Annotated in this window: 16 protein-coding genes and 1 pseudogene; 8 read left to right on the top strand and 9 right to left on the bottom strand. The window is 58.9% G+C overall.

The window, feature by feature from the left end:
• Nucleotides 1-17: 17 nt before the first annotated feature.
• From SJY21_RS12245 to SJY21_RS12225, 5 genes are all read left to right on the top strand, one after another.
• Nucleotides 18-860, top strand: coding sequence for an SDR family NAD(P)-dependent oxidoreductase (locus SJY21_RS12245; protein ID WP_377511012.1), 843 nt, complete (start codon nucleotides 18-20; stop codon nucleotides 858-860).
• 59 nt (nucleotides 861-919) lie between these two features.
• Nucleotides 920-1,129, top strand: a complete 210-nt coding sequence (locus SJY21_RS12240) for a twin transmembrane helix small protein (protein WP_377511009.1) — start codon at nucleotides 920-922, stop codon at nucleotides 1,127-1,129.
• Entirely contained in the window at nucleotides 1,129-1,701 is a 573-nt protein-coding gene (locus SJY21_RS12235) for a cob(I)yrinic acid a,c-diamide adenosyltransferase (protein WP_377511006.1), read from the top strand. The genes SJY21_RS12240 and SJY21_RS12235 overlap by 1 nt, the downstream gene beginning before the upstream one ends.
• 170 nt (nucleotides 1,702-1,871) lie before the next feature.
• Entirely contained in the window at nucleotides 1,872-2,630 is a 759-nt protein-coding gene (locus SJY21_RS12230) for an electron transfer flavoprotein subunit beta/FixA family protein (protein WP_377511003.1), read from the top strand.
• Complete coding sequence (locus tag SJY21_RS12225; protein ID WP_377510999.1) at nucleotides 2,631-3,560, top strand: electron transfer flavoprotein subunit alpha/FixB family protein; 930 nt, start codon at nucleotides 2,631-2,633, stop codon at nucleotides 3,558-3,560.
• A 49-nt stretch (nucleotides 3,561-3,609) separates the two neighbouring features.
• Here SJY21_RS12225 and SJY21_RS12220 read toward each other — a convergent pair whose 3' ends face one another.
• Nucleotides 3,610-4,470 carry a DUF6473 family protein gene (locus tag SJY21_RS12220; protein WP_377510996.1) on the bottom strand — a complete coding sequence of 287 codons (861 nt, stop codon included), beginning with the start codon at nucleotides 4,468-4,470 and terminating at the stop codon, nucleotides 3,610-3,612.
• Between the two features lie 163 nt (nucleotides 4,471-4,633).
• On the opposite strand from SJY21_RS12220, the gene SJY21_RS12215 reads away from it, so the two are divergent.
• On the top strand, nucleotides 4,634-5,512 hold the full coding sequence (locus tag SJY21_RS12215; RefSeq protein WP_377510993.1) for a 3-hydroxybutyryl-CoA dehydrogenase: 879 nt from the start codon (nucleotides 4,634-4,636) through the stop codon (nucleotides 5,510-5,512).
• Here SJY21_RS12215 and SJY21_RS12210 read toward each other — a convergent pair.
• The 7 genes and pseudogenes from SJY21_RS12210 to SJY21_RS12180 all read right to left on the bottom strand — a co-directional run bounded on the left by SJY21_RS12210 (nucleotide 5,509) and on the right by SJY21_RS12180 (nucleotide 10,974).
• Nucleotides 5,509-6,361, bottom strand: a pseudogene (locus tag SJY21_RS12210) (lysophospholipid acyltransferase family protein). The gene SJY21_RS12215 and the pseudogene SJY21_RS12210 overlap by 4 nt on opposite strands.
• A gap of 97 nt (nucleotides 6,362-6,458) precedes the next feature.
• Nucleotides 6,459-6,731 carry an HPr family phosphocarrier protein gene (locus SJY21_RS12205; RefSeq protein ID WP_377513232.1) on the bottom strand — a complete coding sequence of 91 codons (273 nt, stop codon included), beginning with the start codon at nucleotides 6,729-6,731 and terminating at the stop codon, nucleotides 6,459-6,461.
• Nucleotides 6,732-6,738: 7 nt separating this feature from the next.
• Nucleotides 6,739-7,131: a PTS sugar transporter subunit IIA gene (locus SJY21_RS12200; protein WP_377510990.1), complete on the bottom strand. Its 393-nt coding sequence runs from the start codon at nucleotides 7,129-7,131 to the stop codon at nucleotides 6,739-6,741.
• Nucleotides 7,128-8,060 (bottom strand): RNase adapter RapZ, encoded by a 933-nt coding sequence (gene rapZ / locus SJY21_RS12195; protein WP_377510987.1) that lies wholly within the window; start codon nucleotides 8,058-8,060, stop codon nucleotides 7,128-7,130. Before rapZ ends, SJY21_RS12200 begins: the two co-directional genes overlap by 4 nt.
• On the bottom strand, nucleotides 8,061-8,504 hold the full coding sequence (locus SJY21_RS12190) for an HPr kinase/phosphorylase (protein WP_377510984.1): 444 nt from the start codon (nucleotides 8,502-8,504) through the stop codon (nucleotides 8,061-8,063).
• A 7-nt stretch (nucleotides 8,505-8,511) separates the two neighbouring features.
• Nucleotides 8,512-10,269, bottom strand: coding sequence for a sensor N-terminal transmembrane domain-containing protein (locus SJY21_RS12185; RefSeq protein ID WP_377510981.1), 1,758 nt, complete (start codon nucleotides 10,267-10,269; stop codon nucleotides 8,512-8,514).
• A gap of 3 nt (nucleotides 10,270-10,272) precedes the next feature.
• Complete coding sequence (locus SJY21_RS12180; protein WP_377510978.1) at nucleotides 10,273-10,974, bottom strand: response regulator transcription factor; 702 nt, start codon at nucleotides 10,972-10,974, stop codon at nucleotides 10,273-10,275.
• Nucleotides 10,975-11,272: 298 nt separating this feature from the next.
• On the opposite strand from SJY21_RS12180, the gene SJY21_RS12175 reads away from it, so the two are divergent.
• Nucleotides 11,273-12,871 carry a phosphoenolpyruvate carboxykinase gene (locus SJY21_RS12175; RefSeq protein WP_377510975.1) on the top strand — a complete coding sequence of 533 codons (1,599 nt, stop codon included), beginning with the start codon at nucleotides 11,273-11,275 and terminating at the stop codon, nucleotides 12,869-12,871.
• Between the two features lie 49 nt (nucleotides 12,872-12,920).
• Nucleotides 12,921-13,478 (top strand): DUF3859 domain-containing protein, encoded by a 558-nt coding sequence (locus SJY21_RS12170; RefSeq protein WP_377510972.1) that lies wholly within the window; start codon nucleotides 12,921-12,923, stop codon nucleotides 13,476-13,478.
• Here SJY21_RS12170 and SJY21_RS12165 read toward each other — a convergent pair.
• Complete coding sequence (locus tag SJY21_RS12165; RefSeq protein ID WP_377510969.1) at nucleotides 13,470-14,237, bottom strand: sulfite exporter TauE/SafE family protein; 768 nt, start codon at nucleotides 14,235-14,237, stop codon at nucleotides 13,470-13,472. The genes SJY21_RS12170 and SJY21_RS12165 overlap by 9 nt on opposite strands.
• Between the last annotated feature and the right edge of the window lie 8 nt (nucleotides 14,238-14,245).

Below are 14,245 nucleotides of genomic sequence, written 5' to 3'. Positions count from 1 at the left end.
GGCGGCACTTAGGCACAATGACAGATCAATCCCACAAACCCGACATCCTGATTACGGGGTGTTCCAGCGGCATTGGATACGACGCAGCGCACGGGTTACGCGCTGCGGGCTGGCGTGTTTTTGCGTCGTGCCGAAAAGAAGCCGATTGCGCCCGCCTGCGCAGCGAAGGTTTTCAAAGCCCACTGATCGACTACGCCGATAGCGATAGTATCCATGCTGGTTTGGCCGAGGTTCTGGACGCCACAGGCGGCACCCTTCACGCCGTCTTTAACAACGGGGCCTTTGCGATTCCCGGTGCTGTCGAAGATTTGCCTCGCGATGCCTTGCGCACGATCTTTGAAACCAACCTGTTTGGCGTGCACGAATTAACCCGCGCCGTGATCCCCGTGATGCGCGCCCAAGGGCACGGGCGGATCGTAAACTGCAGTTCGGTTCTGGGGCTGGTCCCGATGCAATGGCGTGGTGCCTATGTGGCGACGAAATACGCACTGGAAGGGTTGACCGATGTGCTGCGCCTTGAAATGCGCGCGGTGCCGATCGACGTGATCCTGATCGAACCGGGACCGATTACATCAAAAATCCGCGAAAACGCGATCCCGCATTTCGAACGTTTCATTGATTGGGAAAACTCGGCCCGCGCCGCGCAGTATCGCACTGGATTGCTAAGGCGGCTTTATGACAAAAGCGATCCGGACCGGTTTGAATTGCCAGCCGAGGCCGTGACCTGGAAACTGCTTCATGCCGTGTCGGCGCGCCGCCCGCGTCCGCGTTACTATGTCACGACACCCACCTATTTTGCGGGTGTGATCAGGCGGGTGCTGCCCACGCGCCTGCTGGATTGGGTGCTGTCGCGTCAGTGATGCCCTTCCATTTTCGGTGATCCCTGCTAGATCAGGGGCAACAACCGAAAGGGCGCCACATGGGCCGTGATCCAGTTTTTATCCTTGCAATCGTTGGCTGTTTGGTCGTCGCCGGAATCCTGATGTGGGGGATCGGCACTTTTACGGCCGGCAATGACGACAACGGCAAGAAATCCAACAAGATCATGCAGTATCGCATCATTGCGCAATTCGTCGTCGTGATCGTGATTGTCGGCATTGTCTGGCTACGTCAACTTGGAGGAAACTGATGGTCGTTCTGAACAAGATCTACACGAAAACGGGCGATTCCGGCGAAACAGCGCTGGGCAACGGCAGCCGCGTGGCCAAACACTCGGCCCGCGTCACGGCCTATGGCACGGTGGATGAAACCAACGCGACGGTCGGGCTGGCCCGCCAACATGCGGATGGCGAAATGGATGCGTTGCTGGCAATGATCCAGAACGACCTGTTCGATCTGGGTGCAGACCTTTGCCGCCCTGATATGGAAAAGGACGCCGAGGCCGAGTATCCGCCCCTGCGCATGTCCGAGGCTCAGGTCCTGCGACTTGAAGGCGAAATTGACCGGATGAATGGCAAACTTCAGCCCCTGCGCAGCTTTATTTTGCCCGGCGGGTCGGCACTGGCCGCGCATCTGCACCTGTGTCGCACCGTATCACGGCGCGCGGAACGGTTATGCGTCGAACTTGCGACGATGGAATCAGTGAATGGCGCGGCGGTGAAATATCTGAACCGCTTGTCAGATTGGTTCTTTGTCGCCTCGCGGATCGCAAACAACGACGGGCACGACGATGTGCTGTGGGTTCCGGGCGCAAATCGCTGAATTTTCAGGTCTGTACGCGCCATCAAGGTGACGCGCACGTCAAGACGTGGCGTCCGATGGCCTTGGCGCGTCGATTTTGCACTGTTTTCCCCGCGCGCGCCGCGCTACCAACTGCCTTGAAGCTTTGTGCGCCCCGTTGGGCGTGTGTTTTCTAGAGGAGAGAAACGCCCATGAAGGTGCTTGTGCCCGTCAAACGCGTGATCGACTACAACGTAAAGGTTCGCGTCAAAGCGGACGGCAGCGGTGTCGATCTTGCCAACGTCAAAATGTCGATGAACCCCTTCGACGAAATCGCCGTCGAGGAAGCCATTCGCCTGCGCGAAGCAGGTAAGGCCGACGAAGTGGTCGCCGTGTCCATCGGCGTGAAGCAATCGCAGGAAACCCTGCGCACAGCACTTGCCATGGGTGCGGATCGCGCCATTCTGGTCGTTGCGACCGATGATGTGCATCAGGACATCGAACCGCTGGCGGTGGCCAAGATACTGGCTGCCATCGTCAAGGAAGAAGAACCCGGTCTGGTTCTGGCCGGCAAGCAGGCGATTGATAACGACATGAACGCGACGGGCCAGATGCTGTCAGCCCTGCTGGGCTGGTCGCAGGGCACCTTTGCTTCCGGTCTGGACATTGACGGCGACAGCGCCGTTGTGACCCGTGAAGTGGACGGCGGCTTGCAGACGATCAAGGTCAAGATGCCGTCGATCGTCACTGTGGACTTGCGACTGAACGAACCGCGCTATGCGTCCCTTCCCAACATCATGAAGGCCAAGAAAAAGCCTTTGGATGAAAAGTCACCGGACGATTACGGCGTCGATGTCACGCCGCGTCTGGCCGTGGTCGGCACCGCTGAACCGGATACGCGCAAGGCGGGGATCATCGTTGGATCGGTCGATGAACTGGTCGAGAAACTCAAGGAAGCGGGGGCTGTATAGATGGCTGTTCTACTTTTGGGCGAAGTGAATGACGGCGAATTGGCCGTTGATGCAACTGCCAAGGCCGTGGCTGCGGCGGCGTCTTTGGGTGATGTGACAGTGCTGTGCACTGGTGCAACCTGCAAGGCGGCCGCCGATGAAGCCGCGAAAATCGAAGGTGTCGCCAAGGTGCTGTGCGCCGAAGACGCGCTTTATGGTCACCGTCTGGCCGAACCGGTGGCCGATCTGATCATGTCACTGGCTGGCGATTACAGCCACATCGTGGCACCTGCCACGACGGATGCAAAAAACATCATGCCGCGCGTTGCGGCCCTGTTGGATGTGATGGTCATTTCCGAAGTGGTCGAGATGATCGACGCCGACACTTTCGCGCGCCCGATCTATGCGGGCAACGCGATCCAGACGGTGAAATCGTCAGATGCGACCAAGGTGATGACGATCCGCACAACCGGGTTCGATGCCCCCGGCATGGGTGGGTCCGCATCCGTCGAAAGCATCGGCGCTGCGGCTGATCCGGGCCTGTCGGAATGGGTCGAAGACAAGGTTGCGGCATCTGATCGCCCTGAACTGACATCTGCCGGCGTGGTTGTGTCGGGTGGTCGCGGTGTCGGCTCCGAAGACGACTTCAAGCTGATCGAAGGGCTGGCGGATAAGCTGGGCGCGGCTGTTGGTGCCTCGCGCGCTGCGGTCGATTCTGGCTATGCCCCCAACGACTGGCAGGTTGGCCAGACCGGCAAGGTTGTCGCCCCTGACCTTTACATCGCCGTTGGTATTTCCGGCGCGATCCAGCACTTGGCTGGCATGAAGGACAGCAAAATCATCGTCGCCATCAACAAGGACGAAGAAGCACCGATCTTTCAGGTCGCCGATTTCGGACTGGTCGCCGACCTGTTCGATGCTGTGCCCGAACTGACTGAAAAACTGGGGTGAACGGCGGGACAAGTCCCGCCCTACGCGACGAACGGCAAAGGCCCGCCAATCAGGCGGGCCTTTTCATGTTGCGCAACAAGGCAGATGTAATTGGCGCGCGCAGGGCTTTGGCCGCTTCTGCATGGGCGCGCACGCCCAGCATTTCTTTGGCCGCCGCCGCCTCTTGTGGTGGGAAGACCATGCCATCAGTGCCGCTTTCCATTGCGCCCCGCGTTGGCACGACCTCGACAATATCACGCACCATCGGGCGCAACGCCTCGATCATTTCGCGACTGACAAACACCGGATTGGATTTCAGCGTCATCAGCGAATCCGGATGCGCGCCATCGTGGGGCTCATGTTCGGCGAACCACAACAGGATCGTATTCGGGCCGACAAGGCGCAGGAAATTCTGCATGCGCGCCACCCAGGCATTGCGCAATTCGGCGCACATGATCGCAAAGCGTTCAGGCGATCGCTGGAACAGCGCGCTGAGCATATGACGTGTAAAGCTGAAGTCGGCGAAATCCACATCGTCATAGATCGCGCGCAGCACGGTCGACGGCTTCAGGAACCTGTCATTACGCCGCGGATGCACCGAATAGAACCGGTTCGACATGTTCTGCGCGCCCATAACCTGCACGACCGTCAATCGCGCATCGCGACAGGCCGCCTGCACGGTTTCGTCATAGGCAAAGGCATCAATGCCCGCGTTGACGCAGCCGAAATTGACGCAGGTTTCGACCATTGATTCCTCGATCAAGGTCGCAAAGGGTTTGTCGACGTATTTGCCATATGTTTCGGTTCCGCCGACAAAGGCGATGTGCCGCCCATCCAGCCGCTTTTTCGGACCGCGGAAGAACAGACGTGACGTGCCGTATCGGCAGGGGGCATAGGATAGCCCCGCTTCGTAAAGCGTTTCGTGTTTCATGGTTCCCACCACTCGTTATTTCTCTCACCACGGATCAAGGTGGACCGATTCCATTGCCAAATCGCTAAAGGTTGAAATTGAGTCAGGTTTTAACGATCTCGCGGCCTTGAAGCCCCCTAGCGGGCAGGCATATGGTGCCGACAACCACGGAAAGGGCTATGTCATGGCAATTGAACGGGTAGGCATCGTTGGCGCAGGCCAGATGGGGAATGGCATTGCCCATGTGTTTGCCCTTGCCGGATACGACGTGCTGATGACCGATATCAGTCAGGACGCGCTGGACACCGCGCGTGCACTGATTGATCGCAACATGGAACGCCAGGTCGGGCGCGAGCTGATTACCGCCACCGACAAGGCGGACGCAATGGGCCGTATCACCGGCACCTTGACGCTGACCGACCTTGGGCCAACCGACCTGATCATCGAAGCCGCAACTGAACGTGAAACCGTCAAGGCGGCGATTTTCGAAGACCTGTTGCCGCACCTCAAGCCTGAAACGATCCTGACATCGAACACATCGTCGATTTCCATCACCCGTCTCGCCGCGCGCACGGATCGGCCCGAAAAATTCATGGGCTTTCATTTCATGAACCCCGTGCCGATCATGCAACTGGTGGAGCTGATCCGCGGGATCGCAACCGACGAGGAAACATTCAAGGCCTGTCAGGGTGTCGTGGAGCGGCTGGGCAAGACATCAACCGCGTCCGAAGATTTCCCTGCCTTTATCGTCAATCGCATCCTGATGCCGATGATCAACGAGGCGATTTACACGCTTTACGAAGGTGTCGGCAGCGTCAAATCCATCGACACGTCGCTGAAACTGGGGGCAAATCACCCGATGGGGCCGCTGGAACTGGCCGATTTCATCGGTCTGGACACCTGTCTGGCAATCATGAACGTGCTGCACGACGGGCTGGCCGATACGAAATATCGCCCCTGCCCGTTGCTGACCAAATATGTCGAAGCGGGTTGGCTGGGCCGCAAGACACAGCGCGGGTTCTATGATTACCGGGGCGAAGGCGATCCGGTTCCGACCCGCTAGGACTGTTGCGCCAACCCAAGGGTTTTTTCACGCAGCCACGCCATAAATGCGCGCGAAGTCCTTGGCGCGCTCGCTGATTTCTTCGGCCGAGATCACCTCGCCCACAACGGGGGCCTGTGGTTTATCCAGCGAATGCACGATTTCGTGCAGCAGCAGACCCTGACGCAGGGTCGCCGACAGCTTGTTGGCAATCTGGTACCAGCGCGAATTGGATCCCTGAAAATAGACCGGCAAAACCTGCGCGCCGGACGTGCGGATCATCTTGGCTGTAAAGACGTTCCATTCCTGTTCGATTGCAGGGCCAAACATGGTTTCGGAACTGGCGACAACGCCGGATGGAAACAGCGCCACAAGGCCGCCCTGTTTCAGATGTTCCATCGCCTTGGCGCGCATTTCGATCATCTTTTTCTGCGCATCATCCTCGTGCGGGAAGGGCACCGGAATCATGTAGCTGGCCGCGCTTTCGTCGATCCCGGTGAGCAGGGACCGTGTCAGGATACGGTAGTCATTGCGCACACGCCCGACCAGATCGGCCAAAATCATCCCGTCAACAAGACCATGAGGGTGGTTGGCGACCAGCACAACGGGGCCGGTCTTGGGGATACGGGCAAGTTGTTCGGGCGGGGTCAGCAGATCAACACCCATCACATCAAGCGTGGCGCGCCAGAACGCCTGACCGGTCGGTGTGCCGCGTTTTTCAAAGGTGCGGATACGGCGCAGGATCGTGATCTTGCCGGTGAACCATTCGATTGTGCGAATGATGTTGCGGCGCCACGGATTGTCAAAGGTGTTGGAATAGGTCAGCGTGCGGCGGTCATAGATGCGCTGCGCGTCATCGGGTGTCGCAATCTTTTGCGCGACGGAATTCCGTGTTGTCGTATCAGTCAACGCGGGCTTCTCCCTGACGGCGTTACGGCAATCACTTGCCAGTTGCGGCGCTATTGCCCTAGTCGCCTTCGCCGAATTTGTCAGCCACGAGGGCTTCGATGGCGTCGGCAAGCGCTTGGGCATCGGTGCCTTTGGTCTCGACTTCAATAAAGGTTCCGATAGAGGCTGCCAACATCAAAAGCCCCATGATGCTGTCACCCGCGGCACTCAGCCCATCTTTGGAAACGCTTGCCTCGGCATCGAACTGTTCAACAACCTCGACCAGCTTGGCCGAGGCACGGGCATGCAAACCCTTGATGTTCTCGATTTTCAGCGTGCGCGTGACGGTCATCTTGGCCTCAACTTTGGTCAACGGAATGGCTGTCTATGTATTTGCGGCCAGCGTCAAGCGCAGCAGCCACCGCATCCGGCACAGATTTCTTGCGGCTTTTTGCAAGTTTGACCAACATCGGCAGGTTCGCACCATAAAGAATACGGCGGTTTTCTGGGCTACAGGCGCGCAGCGACAGGTTCGAGGGCGACCCACCGAACATATCCGTCACGATGACAACCCCGTCACCGGTTTCAACTGCGTCGGCGGCATCGCAAATTTCGTTCTGCTTGGCGGTGCGGTCATCATCAGGTTGAATGGCGATGGCGATAATACCTGCCTGTTTGCCGACAACATGTTCGACAGCAGCGAGGTATTCCATCGCCAACCCACCATGCGCCACGATCACGATTCCGATCACGCAGTTTGCCCCTGTGCCTGTGCCGCCGATGTCCCGATCGCGCGGCGTTCAATCTCCCGATGGCGTTTAGATACTTGCCATCCCGCTTGTGCAAGGGTTTGGGCAAATCTTTCCGCAACGGTAACAGAACGGTGTTGCCCACCGGTGCAGCCAAACCCGATGGAAAGATGCGATTTTCCTTCGGCTTTGTAGGCAGGGATCAGCAGGGTCGCCAGGCCGTCAATCTGTTGCATGAAAGCTGCGAAATCCGGATCGGCCTGCACATATTCGGCCACCGCGCCATCGCGCCCGTCAAGGGCACGCAAGGCCGGGTCCCAGTGCGGATTGCGCAGAAAACGACAGTCCATGACAATATCCAGGCCGCGGGGCAAGCCGCGCTTGTAGGAAAAGGACTGCACGGACACGGCAAGGCCAGGGCTGTCCTTGGGCGCGAACCACATTTCGATTTCGGCACGCAAATCGTGCGGGGTAAGGTCGCTTGTATCAATCAGAACATCCGCACGCGCGCGGATCGGCATCAATAATTCCAGTTCTTCATGAATACCCTCGAGCGGGGTTGTCTTGGGCGTCAGCGGGTGACGGCGGCGCGTTTCGGAGTACCGATGCACCAGCACGTCTTCGGAGCAGTCAAGAAACAACAGTTGAAAGGCCACATTGACATCGGCCGCCAAGGCGCGGGTCATATCCAGAAAGCCTTCGACGCTGAAATCGCGGTTGCGCACGTCGACAACCACTGCAAGCGGGTGATCATGGGGTGGACCATCCAGCAACCGTGGCAGCAAGGACAAAGGCAGGTTGTCGATCACCTCGTGGCCGATGTCTTCAAGGGCACGCATCGCCGTTGAACGGCCAGCCCCTGACGGACCTGTCACAACAACAACCCGTTGCGGTGACAGTTCGGCTTGGGTTTCAGGTGGTTTATCGCTCATTTAGCTGTGACGCCCATGTTTCAGGATTTGCAGGATTGCCGCGCCAAAATGATCGTAAGGCACGCGGTGAAGCAAGGGGATCGCGTGGCCCAACACACTGACGCTACGTAACGGAGGGAGCCGTTCTGCCTCGGTCGTGTCAAGATCGACACACAAGTGCACAGCCGCCTGCGTGGCGCGGGCGTTCAGAATGCCTATGCCACGCGCTTCGATCATGGCACGAATGGCGGCAGGTGCTGTCGCGGTCAGGACATCACCGGTTTTGGTCACAATCGTGCGATCATCGGCAACAAGGTCCGCGCCCAGCGCCATCAGGTGCAACGCAAGGGCGGATTTACCGCTGCCGGTCGCGCCGCAGATCAGCACGCCGCGCCCTTGGACGCAGACGCAGGAAGCGTGGATGTTCAGGGTGCCATCAGGGCTGTCGGGGAAGGTAAGCGGCACGCGCCGGTCAGACCGGAAGACCGACCACAAATCGCGCGCCCAGCGGTTCGGATGTGATGTCCAATTCCGTGGGGCGGATGTTTTCGGCCCAGATCACGCCGCCGTGGGCTTCGACAATCTGTTTGGAAATCGCAAGGCCAAGGCCCGAATTGTTGCCAAACTGCCCCTCGGGGCGTTCGGAATAGAAGCGCTTGAACACTTTGGTCAGCGCCTCGTCGGGGATGCCGGGGCCGGTGTCTTCGACAACGACCAACACGCGGTTTTCGCGTTTACGCGCCCAGACACGGATCGCATCGCCGTCTTCGCAGAATGACGTAGCATTGGTGATCAGGTTCACGAAGACCTGCGCCAAGCGCCCTTCAAGGCCATGCACGATGATCGGTTTGTCAGGCAGGTCCGAGATAAAGTCGATGCCCTTTTGACCCGCTTGTTCGCCAAGGAATTCATTCAGGTTCGTCAGCATCTTGATCAGATCAAAGGGTTCTTCTTCTTCTTTGACCAGTTCACTATCCAGGCGTGACGCGTTGGAAATGTCGCTCACCAAACGGTCAAGGCGGCGCACATCATGTTCGATCACTTCAAGCAGGCGTTCGCGCTGGTCGTCGCGTTTTGCCACGCGCATGGTGCCCACGGCCGAACGCAAACTGGCCAGCGGGTTCTTGATTTCGTGGGCCACATCGGCGGCAAATTGTTCGTTGCCTTCGATGCGTTCGAAAAGGGCTGCAACCATGCCGCGGAGCGCACCCGACAATCGCCCGATTTCGTCGGGTCGCGCTGTCAGGTCGGGGATGCGAATGCGGTTTGGAGACATTTTCCGCGCGTTGCGGTCGCGCCCCAGTTCGGCAGCGGCGGCCAGATCGGACAGGGGGTTGGCAATCGTCGAGGCCAACACAAGCGACAGACCGATCGACACAAGGCTGCCGATGACGAACATCTGCAAAAGCTGTTCGCGTTCGCGGCGCACAAGTCCGTCAATCTCACCCGCAGCGCTGGTCAGTGCGACAACGCCCACGGCCGTGTTGCCCTGCAGGATCGGGGTCGCCACGGCAAAAATCGTGCCGCCGGTGGCATCGGTGTGGGTCTGCACCTTGGGCGCGCCGCCCATGGCGTCGGCAACCAGTGCGCGGGCATGCCCTTCGGTATCTACTTCTTCGGGCGCGGCGGGTTCGGGTGCCAGAAGGCCGGCGATCCCCTCCCATACTGTATTCAGGAAATCTGTGATCAGCGTGCCACCGGAATCGTAGGCAAGCCCGTCAATCGGTTGTGCCTGACCGCTGGCCAGACCCGCAGATTCAGCGACAAGCGTTTCAGAGGGGTCAAAAACATAGACGTTGATCCCACCACGCAGATCAAGACCGTCCAGCGTGGTCACGGCGTCGATGCCATCGCCGGTGATCAAATTCACAGGCGCCCCAGCGGGCAACTGCGCCTCGAACACATCGGCGATCAGTTCCGCCTCGTTCACCAGACCACTGGCGCGTTGAAACGCCAGATTGTCCCGTGACGGGTTCAGATAAAGCACGCCTGCGACCAGCACGATCAGTGCCAGCAGGTTAAAGGTGATGATTTTACGGGCCAGCGGCGAACGGTTCAGGCGCACCAACCCGCGGCGGCGACGCCGGTCAGCCATGTCCTTGTCGGCAGCGGCATCGGGCGAAACCCAGTCCTCACCCAGCACAACCCGTTGATCCGCATCCGCACTGGACCCGGCCGCAGAGCGGACCGAGTTCAGATCGTGGATGTCGATTTTCGGGGCTACGGTCATCGCCTACTCTTCGTTGTAGCGATATCCGATACCATAAAGTGTCTCAATTGCCGAGAAGTTGTCGTCGGCAGTGCGCATCTTCTTGCGCAGACGCTTGATATGGCTGTCGATCGTGCGATCATCAACGTAAACCTGATCGTCATAGGCCACATCCATCAGCTGATCGCGCGATTTCACGAAACCGGGGCGTTGGGCCAGTGCCTGCAGCAGCAGGAACTCGGTCACTGTCAGGGACACATCGTTGCCCTTCCACTTAACGGCGTGGCGCAGCGGGTCCATCGTCAGTTCACCGCGCACCATGATCTTGGTTTCTTCGGTTTCTTCGATGGTTTCGCCCGAAATCGCATCCTGACGGCGCAGCAATGCGCGGATGCGTTCGACCAGCAGGCGCTGCGAGAACGGTTTTTTCACATAGTCATCAGCGCCCATGCGAAGGCCCAGAACCTCGTCAATCTCGTCATCCTTGGAGGTGAGGAAGATCACCGGCATCGAGGTTTTCTGGCGCAGGCGCTGCAGCAGGTCCATGCCATCCATGCGGGGCATCTTGATGTCCAGCACGGCCATATCGGGCATCTGTTTGTTGAACGCGTCAAGCGCAGCCTGACCGTCATTGTAAGTGGACACATCAAAGCCTTCGGCCTCGAGTGTCATGGATACGGACGTCAGGATATTCCTGTCGTCATCCACCAGCGCAATCTTAGACATGGGGTTACTCCTACTGCTCGCGGCAATTTTTTGCCTGATTTTCCACGGTTTTGCCCTGCTTTTGGCAATCGAATCAATCCCTAAGTGCGAATCAGTCGGGATGTGTTGCCTTATTTGCGCGCAAAAAGCGTAACCAATGACTAAAATGTCTCACTTGTCGGCAGGCACCCGCCTTGGTTGCGCTAACAGGCATTTGGTTGCGCTAACTGTGACAAACCCACCTATTCACCCCCAAAGAACCCATGTTAAGCCAACCGTGTCTTGGGCCAACAATGGCCCCAAATCAGGAGTGAAAGACATGGACCACGGAACGGTCAACCCGCAGATGAAGCTTGAAGATCAAGGCATCACAGGGCTAGGCCAGGTCTATTACAACTACTCCGAACCCGAATTGATGGCCGCCGCCCTTGCCGCTGGTGAAGGCGTAGAAGGCCAGGGTGGAACGCTGCTGGTGACAACCGGCAAGCACACGGGCCGCTCTCCCAAGGACAAGTGCGTTGTGTCCACGCCATCGGTGCAAGACACGATCTGGTGGGAAAACAACCCGCCGATGGAAATGGATGCGTTTGATCGCCTGCACGCCGACATGTTGGAACACATGAAAGGTGGCACCTACACGGTGCAGGATTTGTTCGGCGGTGCCGACCCTGCGTATCGTTTGGACGTGCGCGTTGTGACGGAACTGGTGTGGCATGGGCTTTTTATCCGCACGATGCTGCGCCGCCCCGAAGTGTCGGAACTGGCCAGCTTTGTTCCCGATTACACAATCATCAACTGCCCGACGTTCAAGGCCGACCCCAAACGCCACGGCTGCCGCAGCGAAACCGTCATCGCGCTAAATTTCGAGGCCAAGCTGATCCTGATCGGCGGCACGGAATACGCGGGCGAGAACAAGAAATCGGTGTTCACGCTGCTCAACTACCTGCTGCCCGAAAAGGGCATCATGCCGATGCACTGCAGCGCCAATCACGCCAAGGGCAATCCGGTGGATGCGGCCGTGTTCTTTGGCCTGTCCGGCACGGGCAAGACCACGCTTTCGGCTGATCCATCCCGTGTGTTGATTGGCGACGATGAACATGGCTGGTCGGATCGCGGGATCTTTAACTTTGAGGGTGGTTGTTATGCCAAGACCATCGGATTGGACCCCAAGGCCGAGCCTGAAATCTACGCCACCACCAAGATGCCGCACACAGTGATCGAAAACATGGTGTTCGACCCCGAAACCAAGGAACTGGATTTCGAGGATGACAGCCTGACGGCGAACATGCGCTGCGCCTACCCGCTGCACTATATCAGCAATGCCTCGGACAATGCGCTTGGTGGGCACCCAAAGAACATCATCATGCTGACCTGCGACGCATTTGGTGTGCTACCGCCAATTTCGCGCCTGACTCCGGCGCAGGCGATGTATCACTTCCTGTCGGGCTTCACGTCCAAGGTGGCCGGCACAGAAACCGGCGTAACAGAACCCGAACCCACGTTCAGCACCTGTTTCGGCGCCCCATTCATGCCGCGCCGCCCCGAAGCATACGGCAAGTTGTTGCAGGAAAAGATCGCCAGCCACGGCGCGACCTGCTGGTTGGTCAATACCGGCTGGACCGGCGGGGCCTATGGCACCGGAAGCCGGATGCCGATCAAGGCCACGCGAGCCTTGCTGACGGCCGCATTGGACGGATCACTGGCCGAGGCCGAGTTCCGCAAAGACACGAATTTCGGCTTTGATGTGCCTGTATCCGTGCATGATGTAGACGACAGCCTGCTGAACCCGCGCGATACATGGCCTGACAAGGGTGCCTATGATGCCCAGGCCGCCAAGCTGGTGCAGATGTTCGCCGACAACTTTGGCCAATACGTGCCCTTCATCGACGAAGACGTCAAAGCGGCGGCAATCGGCTAGCACGCAAAATCACGGTTGAACATGCAGGCGCGGCGCGCCACCCTAGGGCATGTTCAACCGGTTCCTTCCTGTTCTTTGCTCCTTGGCCCTTGGCAGCGCCGCGCTCGCGCAGCAGGTGCAGCTTTTGCCCGAAGACACGGTCAGCGCGCAAATTGCCGCGATTGATGTCGGTGTGATCTGCGCGCAGGAAATCGTCGGCTTTAACGATGCGCCCGGCACTGTGGCAGGCACGACAAATGTGATTGAAGGAGAACCGGATTTCATTTCCCGCAATCGCGTGGTGCCTGCTGTTCAGGGCGTTGGCTTTGGCGTGAAATCACGATCGGCCAGCCCTTTTGGTCTGGATGGTGTGATCATGACCGTGACGCATCCTCCGATGGGTGCCGATGGTGCCACCCAACAAGTCTATGGCACAGCGATCAGCGGCACGGGGCGGTCGATCACCTTTTACCAGTTCGACTATGATTACGAATTGCTGGTCGGTCGCTGGGAGATGGAAGCAAGCCTGAACGGCGAGGTTCTGTATCGGGTCGGGTTTGATGTGGTGCCACCTGCGGCCGTGCCGGAACTGGCCAGCGCCTGCGGGTTCGAAGACTTGCTATCCTAGCAACCCGCGCCGGATCAGGTTCAGTCCGGCGATGAACAGCACCAGCAACGTGGCCTTGCGAAACGCCTTTTGATCAATCCGGTCGTGCAAACGCAGGCCGATCCACATACCAACACCTGCGGGAATGATCATCAGTGCGGACAAGGGCGCGGTTTGCATCCGCAGGACGCCCGATTGCAGATGCGCCACCGTCAGCGCCACCGCGCCCAGTCCATAGATGACGCCCTGAATGCGCATCTGATCGCGTTTTTCGGTGTCGATTGCCGTCAGATAGGCGATCGTCGGCGGCCCCCAGACACCGGACAGCCCGCCAATGAAACCGGCAAACCCGCCAACCGCACCTTCGATCAGGCGGGTCGGGCGGGCGATATGCGGCTTCCAGCCCAGCAATTGCATGGCCGTAAAGACCACGACAGGCCCGCCGATCAGCAGGAACATGACGTTGACGGGCAGCGCGCGCACCAGTTGCGCGCTGGCCAGCAACATCACCAAACCGACCCCGAGGAAAACACCAAAGCGGCGCAACGACCCCCATGCCGCACCCGCCCCCTGCCGCAATGCCTGCACGCCGTTGGACACCAGCGTCGGCAGAATCAGCACCGCCAACGCCAGATCGGGCGCGACCAGCGCGCTAAGGCCGGAAATCATGATCATCGGCATGGCAAAGCCAACCATGCCTTTGACCAGCCCCGCCACCAGAGCGATCAGGGCCATCAAGACAAGCGTTTCCACGCCCAGAGTGTCAAACATCACTGGCATCGCCGCAG

The organism is Octadecabacter sp. R77987 (assembly GCF_042466115.1).
Classification (GTDB): domain Bacteria; phylum Pseudomonadota; class Alphaproteobacteria; order Rhodobacterales; family Rhodobacteraceae; genus SW4.
This window is presented reverse-complemented; position numbering and strand designations above follow the sequence as displayed.

Coding starts and splice junctions, on each gene's coding strand:
- SJY21_RS12180 (WP_377510978.1), bottom strand. CDS start 10,974: ATGTCTAAGATTGCGCTGGTGGATGACGACAGGAATATCCTGACGTCC.
- SJY21_RS12245 (WP_377511012.1), top strand. CDS start 18: ATGACAGATCAATCCCACAAACCCGACATCCTGATTACGGGGTGTTCC.
- SJY21_RS12220 (WP_377510996.1), bottom strand. CDS start 4,470: ATGAAACACGAAACGCTTTACGAAGCGGGGCTATCCTATGCCCCCTGC.
- rapZ (WP_377510987.1), bottom strand. CDS start 8,060: ATGAGCGATAAACCACCTGAAACCCAAGCCGAACTGTCACCGCAACGG.
- SJY21_RS12170 (WP_377510972.1), top strand. CDS start 12,921: ATGTTCAACCGGTTCCTTCCTGTTCTTTGCTCCTTGGCCCTTGGCAGC.
- SJY21_RS12225 (WP_377510999.1), top strand. CDS start 2,631: ATGGCTGTTCTACTTTTGGGCGAAGTGAATGACGGCGAATTGGCCGTT.
- SJY21_RS12230 (WP_377511003.1), top strand. CDS start 1,872: ATGAAGGTGCTTGTGCCCGTCAAACGCGTGATCGACTACAACGTAAAG.
- SJY21_RS12240 (WP_377511009.1), top strand. CDS start 920: ATGGGCCGTGATCCAGTTTTTATCCTTGCAATCGTTGGCTGTTTGGTC.
- SJY21_RS12165 (WP_377510969.1), bottom strand. CDS start 14,237: ATGCCAGTGATGTTTGACACTCTGGGCGTGGAAACGCTTGTCTTGATG.
- SJY21_RS12205 (WP_377513232.1), bottom strand. CDS start 6,731: ATGACCGTCACGCGCACGCTGAAAATCGAGAACATCAAGGGTTTGCAT.
- SJY21_RS12175 (WP_377510975.1), top strand. CDS start 11,273: ATGGACCACGGAACGGTCAACCCGCAGATGAAGCTTGAAGATCAAGGC.
- SJY21_RS12185 (WP_377510981.1), bottom strand. CDS start 10,269: ATGACCGTAGCCCCGAAAATCGACATCCACGATCTGAACTCGGTCCGC.
- SJY21_RS12215 (WP_377510993.1), top strand. CDS start 4,634: ATGGCAATTGAACGGGTAGGCATCGTTGGCGCAGGCCAGATGGGGAAT.
- SJY21_RS12235 (WP_377511006.1), top strand. CDS start 1,129: ATGGTCGTTCTGAACAAGATCTACACGAAAACGGGCGATTCCGGCGAA.